The 8,421-nt window shown below is 74.3% G+C and carries 4 protein-coding genes; all 4 read left to right on the plus strand.

The window, feature by feature from the left end; genetic code table 11:
* The first annotated feature begins 5 nt into the window (after positions 1-5).
* The 4 genes from ACFWPT_RS11210 (at position 6) to ACFWPT_RS11225 (ending at position 8,292) form a co-directional block, all read left to right on the plus strand.
* Positions 6-1,292 carry a TIGR02678 family protein gene (locus tag ACFWPT_RS11210; RefSeq protein WP_380481227.1) on the plus strand — a complete coding sequence of 429 codons (1,287 nt, stop codon included), beginning with the start codon at positions 6-8 and terminating at the stop codon, positions 1,290-1,292.
* A complete protein-coding gene (locus ACFWPT_RS11215; protein WP_380481230.1) occupies positions 1,289-5,410 on the plus strand; it encodes a TIGR02680 family protein in 4,122 nt (1,373 codons plus the stop codon). The genes ACFWPT_RS11210 and ACFWPT_RS11215 overlap by 4 nt, the downstream gene beginning before the upstream one ends.
* Positions 5,411-5,412: 2 nt before the next feature.
* Complete coding sequence (locus ACFWPT_RS11220) at positions 5,413-6,681, plus strand: TIGR02679 family protein (protein WP_380481233.1); 1,269 nt, start codon at positions 5,413-5,415, stop codon at positions 6,679-6,681.
* Between the two features lie 168 nt (positions 6,682-6,849).
* Positions 6,850-8,292 (plus strand): glyceraldehyde-3-phosphate dehydrogenase, encoded by a 1,443-nt coding sequence (locus ACFWPT_RS11225; protein WP_380377891.1) that lies wholly within the window; start codon positions 6,850-6,852, stop codon positions 8,290-8,292.
* Positions 8,293-8,421 lie beyond the last annotated feature (129 nt).

An 8,421-nucleotide genomic window follows, 5' to 3' on the forward strand; every position in this document is an offset into this window, starting at 1 on the left:
CGACCGTGAGTGACGACCGCCTGGGCGACGTGCTCGCCGCGCAACGTTCCGCGGAGGTCCGTCGAGCCGCCCGGGCGCTGCTGCGTCGTCCGCTGCTGCGGGCGGGCGGGTCCCACGCCGACGAGTTCCGCCTCGTGCGGCAGTACGCGACGGAGCTGCGCACCTGGTTCGACCGGAACACCGGCTGGGCGCTGTCGGTGGACTCGGAGGTGGTCCGGTTGCGCCGCATTCCGGGCCGGCCCGACGATCCCACGCATCCGGCCCGCGACCAGCGCACCGGCCTGCCGTTCTCGCGGCGCCGCTACGTCCTGGTCTGTCTGTGCCTGGCGGTGCTGGAACGCGCCGAGCAGCAGATCGCGCTGGGCCGCTTGGCGGAGCAGGTGGTGCTCGCGGCGGCCGATCCCGCACTCGACGCGGCCGGGGTGGAATTCACCCTTGCCGACCGGGAGCAGCGCACCGATCTGGTGGCGGTGGTCCGGCTGTTGCTGGAATGGGGCGTGCTCGCCAAGGTGGCGGGCGACGAGGACGCCTTCCTGAAGTCGGCCGGGGACGCCCTGTACGACGTGGACCGCCGGGTGCTGGCCGTCCTGCTCGTCTCCCGGCGGGGCCCGAGCACGGTGCGCGCGGACGGCTTCGAGGAGCGGCTCGCCGAACTCAACGCCGAAGTGCTGCCGGACAGCGACGAACTGCGCAACCGGGCGCTGCGGCACGCCCTCTCCCGTCGGCTGCTGGACGATCCGGTGCTCTACCTGGACGGACTGACCGAGAGCGAGAGCGCCTACCTCACCTCCCAACGCGGCGCGCTGACCCGGCGCGTCGCCGAACTCACCGGCCTGGTCGCGGAGGTGAGGGCGGAAGGCCTGGCGATGGTGGACCCGGACGACGATCTGACGGACCTGCGGATGCCGGAGTCCGGCACCGACGGCCACGTGGCGCTGCTGGTGGCCGAGTACCTCGCCGGACGGGGCGGCACCGTCCCGCTGGCCGACGTGCACCGGCAGGTGGCCGGCTGGGCCCTGGAGCACGCCGGGTTCTGGCGGCGGAGCGCCACCGCTCCCGGCGCCGAGGTGGAGTTGGCCGAGCAGGCCGTGGACCGGCTGACCGCGCTCGGGCTGCTGGATCGCGCGGTGGCCTCGGACGGCGCCGCCCTGGTGCGGCCCAGGCCGGCGTTGGACCGCTACCGGGTCGGTGAGACCGTCCTGCTGGAACCGGGCCAGAGTGCGCCCCGGAAGAACCCGAAGAAGAACACGAAGACGGCTGCCGGCCGCACGAAGGGCGCGAGGACCCGATGAACACCACCGCCAGGACGCGGCTGCCCCTGCCCCTGCCCACCCGTACGCGCTGGCAGCCGCTGAGGGTCGGGCTGGTCGACCTCTTCTACTACGACGTCGAGGAGTTCCACTTCCGCGACGGCCGACTGCTCTTCCGCGGCAACAACGGCACCGGCAAGTCCAAGGTGCTCGCCCTGACCCTGCCCTTCCTGCTGGACGGCGACCTCTCCCCGCACCGGGTGGAGCCGGACGCCGACCCGAAGAAGCGGATGGAGTGGAACCTGCTGCTCGGCGGCGAGCACCCGCACCCCGAGCGGCTCGGTTACACCTGGATCGAGTTCGGCCGCCTGGACCAGGACGGCACCGCGCACTACACCACGCTCGGCTGCGGACTCAAGGCGGTCAGCGGCCGGGGCATCGCCCGCCACTGGTACTTCGTCACCGACCGGCGGATCGGTCCGGAGCTGCGGCTGGTGGATTCGACCGGCGCCGCGATCGGCCGTGACCGGCTGGCCGAGGCGTTGGACGGCCGGGGCCTGCTGTACGACTCGGCGCGGGCGTACCGGCGCGCGGTGGACGAGGCGCTGTTCGGCCTCGGCGAGCAGCGGTACGCGGCCCTGGTCGACCTGCTGGTACAGCTGCGCCAGCCGCAGCTGTCGAAGCGGCCCAGCGAGAGGACGCTCTCCCGGGCCCTGACCGAGTCGCTGCCGCCGATGGACCAGGCCGTGGTCGCCGACGTCGCGGAGGCGTTCCGTTCGCTGGACGAGGAGAAGGAGCAGCTGGCGGTGATGGCCGCCGCCGAGCGCGCGGCGGGCTCCTTCCTCCAGCACTACCGCCGCTACGCCCGGGTGGCGGCCCGGCGCAAGGCCCGCGCCCCCCGCACGCAGCACTCCCGCTACGAGGCGCTGCGGGCCGAACTCAACACCGCCGAACAGGACTTCGAGGCGGCCGGCACCGCACTCGCCGAGGCCGAGACCCGGTTGGAGGAGCTGGACCGCCGGCGTACCGGTCTGCGGGCCAGGGACGAGGCCCTGCGGGCCGGTCCGGAGATGCGCAGCGCCCGCGAACTGGAGCAGGCCGCCGCCCTGGCCGGGCGCACCGCGCGGGACGCCGAACGCGCCGAGGCCGACCGGCTGCGGGCCGAGGAGGAACTGACGCGGTTCGCCGCCCGGTTGGGCGGTGCGCGGTCCCGCGCGGAGGCCGCCGAGCGTGCTCAGGGCGTCGTCCTGGACCGGGCCCTGGCCGCGGCGAGCACGGCCGGGCTGGAACGGGAGCACGCGGAGCGGGCTGTCCGCCCCCTCGTCGAGGGAGAGGTCCCCGGAACGGCGCAGCACAACGCCGCCGAGTTCACCGACCGCCGCCAGCGCTCGATCGCGCTGGTCGAGGAGCACCTCGCGACCGCCCAGGACTCGATCCGGGAGCTGGACCGGGCCCGCCGTCGGCGGGAGGACGCGGACGGCGAACTGGCCCACCGGGCCGAGCTGCGGGCCGAGGCCGAGGAGAGCACGGCGCGGGAGGGCCGGGACTACCTCGCGGCCGTCCGCTCGTACCTCACCGGATGCCGGCTGCTGCGCCCCGCCGACCCCGGGGGAATGCTCGACGAACTGGACCAGTGGGTCGGGACGTTGGCCGGCGCCGACCCGTCCCGGGTGGCGGCGCAGCAGGCAGCCTCCACCGTCGGCGCCGAACTCGCGCGGCTTCGGGCGGCGTTGGAGTCGCAGCAGCGGGACGTCGACGAGAGCAGGGACCGGCTGGAAGGCGAGCTCGCCGAACTCCGGCGCGGTGGCCGGCGCGGTCCGCAGGCCCCGCACACCCGCTCGCGCGAGGCCCGACAGGGCCGCCCGGGCGCGCCGCTGTGGCAGCTGGTCGACGTCGCCGACGACCTGGCGCCCGCTCAGGCCGCCGAACTGGAAGCCGCCCTGGAGGCCTCGGGGTTGCTGGACGCCTGGGTCGCTCCCGACGGAACGGTGGCCGCGGCAGGCATCGGCGACATCCTGGCCACCGTCGGCGCACCGGTGGACGGCGCCTCGCTCACCGCCGTACTGCGCCCGGCGGTGGACCGGTCCGATCCGGCCGCGGCCGCTCTCCCCGACGAACTGGTCGATCGGCTCCTCGCCGGCATCGGCCTGCTCCATGTGGGCGAGGAACTGCCCCACGCCGGCAGCTGGATCGGCCTGGACGGGCGGTTCCGCCTCGGCTCGCTGGCCGGCGCCTGGTCCAAACCGGCCGCCGAGTACCTCGGCGAAGGTGCCCGCGAGCAGGCCCGGCGAGCCAGGACGGCCGTCGTCGAGACGGAACTCGCCCGACTCGCGGAGCAGTCGGCGGACCTCGCGGACCGCTCCGCGCGGGTGGAGGCGGACGTCCGCACCCTGGCGGCCGAGCAGGCGGCCCTGCCGGACGACGCCGCCCTGCGCGGTGCGCACGCCGTGGCGACGGCGGCCCACCGTGAGCACGCGCGCGCCGCCGAGCGCCGCGGGGAGTCCGAGCGGATCGCCGCCGAGGCCGCCGCCGCTGCCGAGCACTCCACCGCCGAACTGCACGACCTGGCCGGGGAACTCGGCCTGCCCGCCACCGGTGCGGGTCTGCGGCAGGCCCGCGAGGCCCTCGGCTCCTACCGGGAGACCCTGGCCGAACTCTGGCCCGCCGTGCGGGAGACCCGCGCCGCCCGGACCGCGCTGGCGGCCGAGGCCGTCGACCACGGCCGGGCCGCCGAGCGCGTCACCGAGCTGGCCGAGCGCTCGCGCGACGCGGCGCGGGAGGCCGTCACGGCGGGGGAGCGCCACGAGACGCTCGCCGCCACCGTCGGCGCCGCCGTCGCCGAGCTTCAACGCCAACTCGCCGACGTGGCAGAGACGTTGCGGGGATGCGAGGAGGGCGAGCGCGCCACCCGGCGGGAGCAGAACGCCGCCACCGGCCGCCAGGCCGCCGCCGACGCCTTGCGGACCCGGGTCCGCATCGAGATCGAGGACACCGCCCGCACCCGCGCCGAAGCGATCGACGCGCTGCGCCGCTTCGCCGCCACCGGGTTGCTCGTCGTCGCCCTGCCAGACCTCGCCGAGGAGCACGCCGGCGACTCCTGGGCCCCCGAGCCGGCCGTCCGCCTGGCCCGGGCCGTCGAGCGCGAACTGGAATCCGTCGACGACGCCGACCCGGCCTGGGAACGCGTTCAGCGCCGGATCACCGAAGAGCTCAAGGAACTCTCCGACGCCCTCGCCCGCCACGGGCACAGCGCGGCGGCCCGGATGCTGGAGGAGGGCCTGGTCGTCGACATCGTCTTCCAGGGCCGCGAACGCTCCGTCCCCGAGCTGGCCGCCGCCCTGGCCACCGAGGTCGCCGACCGGCAACGGCTGCTCTCCGCCCGGGAGCAGGAGATCCTGGAGAACCACCTGATCACCGAGGTGGCCGGCACCCTTCAGGAACTCGTCAGCGCCGCCGAGCACCAGGTCCTGCGGATGAACGGGGAGCTCAAGGACCGTCCGACCAGCACCGGGATGCTGCTCCGGCTGGTGTGGCGGCCCGCCCGCGACGCTCCCGGCGGCCTGGCGGCCGCCCGTGACCGCCTCCTGCGCCAGTCCTCCGACGCCTGGACCGCCGCCGATCGGGCCGCCCTCGGCGACTTCCTCCAGGCGCAGATCGAGCGCGCCCGCACCGACAACCCGTCCGGGACCTGGCTGGAGCACCTCACCGCGGCCCTGGACTACCGCTCCTGGCACGAGTTCGGCATCGAGCGCCACCAGCACGGCAAGTGGCAGTCCGCCACCGGCCCGGCCTCCGGCGGCGAGCGGGTGCTCTCCGTCTCGCTCCCGCTGTTCGCCGCCGCCTCCTCGCACTACGCCTCGGCCGGAAGCCCGTACGCGCCGCGCCTGGTCACCCTGGACGAGGCGTTCGCCGGGGTGGACGACGACTCCCGCGCCAAGTCGCTCGGCCTGCTCACCGCCTTCGACCTGGACGTCGTGATGACCTCCGAGCGCGAATGGGGCTGCTACCCGGAGGTCCCGGGCCTGGCCATCGCCCAGCTCTCCCGGGTCGACGAGATCGCCGCCGTCCTGGTCACCCGCTGGGAGTGGGACGGCCGCCGGCGCTCCCGCGTGGCCGACGCGGAGGTGCCGGGCCAACGGCAGGAAGGCGTGTTCTCCTGACCATGGACGTGCCCCGGCTCCAGCGCCTGATCGGCGCACCCGAACTCACCTGGCTGCTCGACCGGGCGCGCCGCCGGATGGAGGCGGCCCGGCCACTCGACGGCACGGTCACCCTGGCCGGTGCGGCCGACGCCGAACGGGCCGCCGTCACCCGGCTGTTGGGCCGCGCGCCGCGTCCGGGGCGCTCGCTCTCCGTGTCCCTCGCCGCCGTCGACCGGGTGCTGCGGGCCAGCGGCGCCAGCCCGGACGGGCTGGCCGCCGCCGTCGTCGCGCTCACCGGGCCGGTCGTACCCCGACAGGAAGCGGCCGACCGGCTCGCCCTGGCCTGGGAGCACGCCTTCGCCCCACTCGCGTCCGTGGTGGCCGCCCGCCCCCAACTCGCCGACTGGTACGCTTCCCTGCACGCCACCGGCCTCGTCCGCCGGCTGGCCCGCGGCCCCGAGGAGGCCGCACCGCTGCTCGCCGACCTGGCCCGCCTGCTGCCGCACCTGCCGGCATCGCCGCCGCGCTCGCTCAGCACCTTCGCCGCCGAACACACCGGTGACGCCCACGCCCTCGACCACGGCCCGTTGGCCACCCTCACGCTGGACGCCGTCCGGGCCCTCACCGGTACTCCGCCCGGCGACGGCGCCCAGGCGCGGCGCGACACCTGGGCGGCAGCGGGGCTCCTGCTCGACGAGCTCTCGTCGCAGGTCATCGCCCTCAACCTCCCCGGCGACCGGGACACCGCCACCGGACGGGCCCTCGCCGCACTCGGATCGGTCGGCCAGCCCGCCGTGCTGACGCTCCGGCAACTCGTCCGCGACGCCCCTCGTCCGCCCCGCGGCGGCACGGCGTACGTGTGCGAGAACCCGGCCGTCGTCCTGGCGGCCGCGGACCGACTCGGCCCCGACTGTGCACCGCTGGTCTGCGTCCAGGGCCAGCCCAGTACGGCCGCCCTGCGCCTGCTGAGGCTCTACGCCGACACCGGATGGACGCTGCGCTACCACGGGGACTTCGACTGGGGCGGCCTGCGCATCGCCACCCGGCTGCTGGCCCACGTCCCCTGGACCCCGTGGCGGTACACCGCCGCCGACTACCGCACCGCCCTCGACACGCACCCCGCGACCGCGGCCCTCACCGGCACCCCGACGGACGCTCCCTGGGACCAGGCCCTGCGCGCGTCACTGCTCGCGGCCGGCCGCCGGATCGAGGAGGAGCTGGTCCTGGACGGCCTGCTCGCCGACCTGGCGCTCCCACCCACGGCCGTCGGCCCGGGTGGCGCGCGGTGAGGTCCGAGCGGGGCCGCGGGGTGGCGGTGATCACCTCTGGGGGTGGGTGAGCGGGCGAAAGTGCAGGTCGGGGGCTCGGGCGAAGTGGGCGGGGGAGGGACCGGCGGAAGGGGCGGGGGCGGGCGAAGCTACCATGTGCGCAACACCCTCAGCTCGAAAGATGGACTTGTGACTGTCAACGACGACGTGTTCACGGACTGGAAGAACCGCGAGGAGATCGCGGAGTCGATGATCCCGATCATCGGGCGACTGCACCGCGAGCGGGACGTGACCGTCCTGCTGCACAGCAGGTCCCTGGTGAACAAGTCGGTGGTCAGCATCCTGAAGACGCACCGCTTCGCCCGCCAGATAGCCGGCGAGGAGCTCTCGGTCACCGAGACGATGCCCTTCCTGAGTGCGCTGACCACCCTGGACCTCGGCCCCTCGCAGATCGACATCGGCATGCTCGCCGCGACCTACCGGGCCGACGACCACGGCCTGTCGGTCGAGGAGTTCACCGCCCAGGCCGTCTCCGGCGCCACCGGCGAGAACAAGCTGGAGCGCCGCGACGCCCGCGATGTCGTCCTCTACGGCTTCGGCCGGATCGGCCGCCTGGTCGCCCGCCTGCTGATCGAGAAGGCCTCCGGCAACGGCCTGCGCCTGAAGGCCATCGTCGTGCGCGACAGCGGCGGCGACGACCTGGTCAAGCGCGCCTCGCTGCTGCGCCGGGACTCGATCCACGGCCAGTTCCAGGGCACGATCACCGTCGACGAGGCGAACAACAAGATCATCGCCAACGGCAACGAGATCACCGTGATCTACTCCGACGACCCGACCAAGGTCGACTACACGGAGTACGGGATCAAGGACGCCATCCTGATCGACAACACCGGCCGCTGGCGCGACCGGGAGGGCCTGTCCAAGCACCTGCGCCCCGGCATCGCCAAGGTCGTGCTGACCGCGCCGGGCAAGGGCGACGTCCCGAACATCGTCCACGGCGTCAACCACGACACGATCAAGCCCGACGAGCAGATCCTGTCCTGCGCCTCCTGCACCACCAACGCCATCGTCCCGCCGCTGAAGGCGATGGACGACGAGTACGGCGTGCTGCGCGGGCACGTGGAGACCGTCCACTCGTTCACCAACGACCAGAACCTGCTGGACAACTACCACAAGGCCGACCGTCGCGGCCGCTCGGCACCGCTCAACATGGTGATCACCGAGACCGGCGCCGCCTCGGCCGTCGCCAAGGCCCTCCCGGACCTCCAGGCGAAGATCACCGGCAGCTCGATCCGCGTCCCCGTGCCGGACGTCTCGATCGCCATCCTCAACCTGCAGCTGGCCCGCGAGACCAACCGCGAGGAGGTCCTCGACTACCTGCGCAACGTCTCGCTGACCTCGCCGCTGAAGCGTCAGATCGACTTCATCGACTCCCCCGACGCGGTCTCCAGCGACTTCATCGGCTCGCGCCACGCCTCGATCGTCGACGCCGGCGCCACCAAGGTCGAGGGCGACAACGCGATCCTCTACCTGTGGTACGACAACGAGTTCGGCTACTCCTGCCAGGTCATCCGGGTCGTCCAGTACGTCTCGGGCGTCGAGTTCCCGACCTACCCGGCCCCGGCGGTCTGACCCTCCGGCAGTTCAGGTAGTTCCGGCAGTTCCGGCGGCGGGGCGGGGTACCCCACCGGCACCCCCCCCCCCCCCCTACCCCCACCCCCAACACCAAGGTAGGCCCCAGGGGCACCCCGCGCGGGCGCG

The sequence above is a fragment of the Kitasatospora sp. NPDC058478 genome, assembly GCF_042720345.1.
In the GTDB taxonomy this organism is placed as follows: domain Bacteria; phylum Actinomycetota; class Actinomycetes; order Streptomycetales; family Streptomycetaceae; genus Kitasatospora.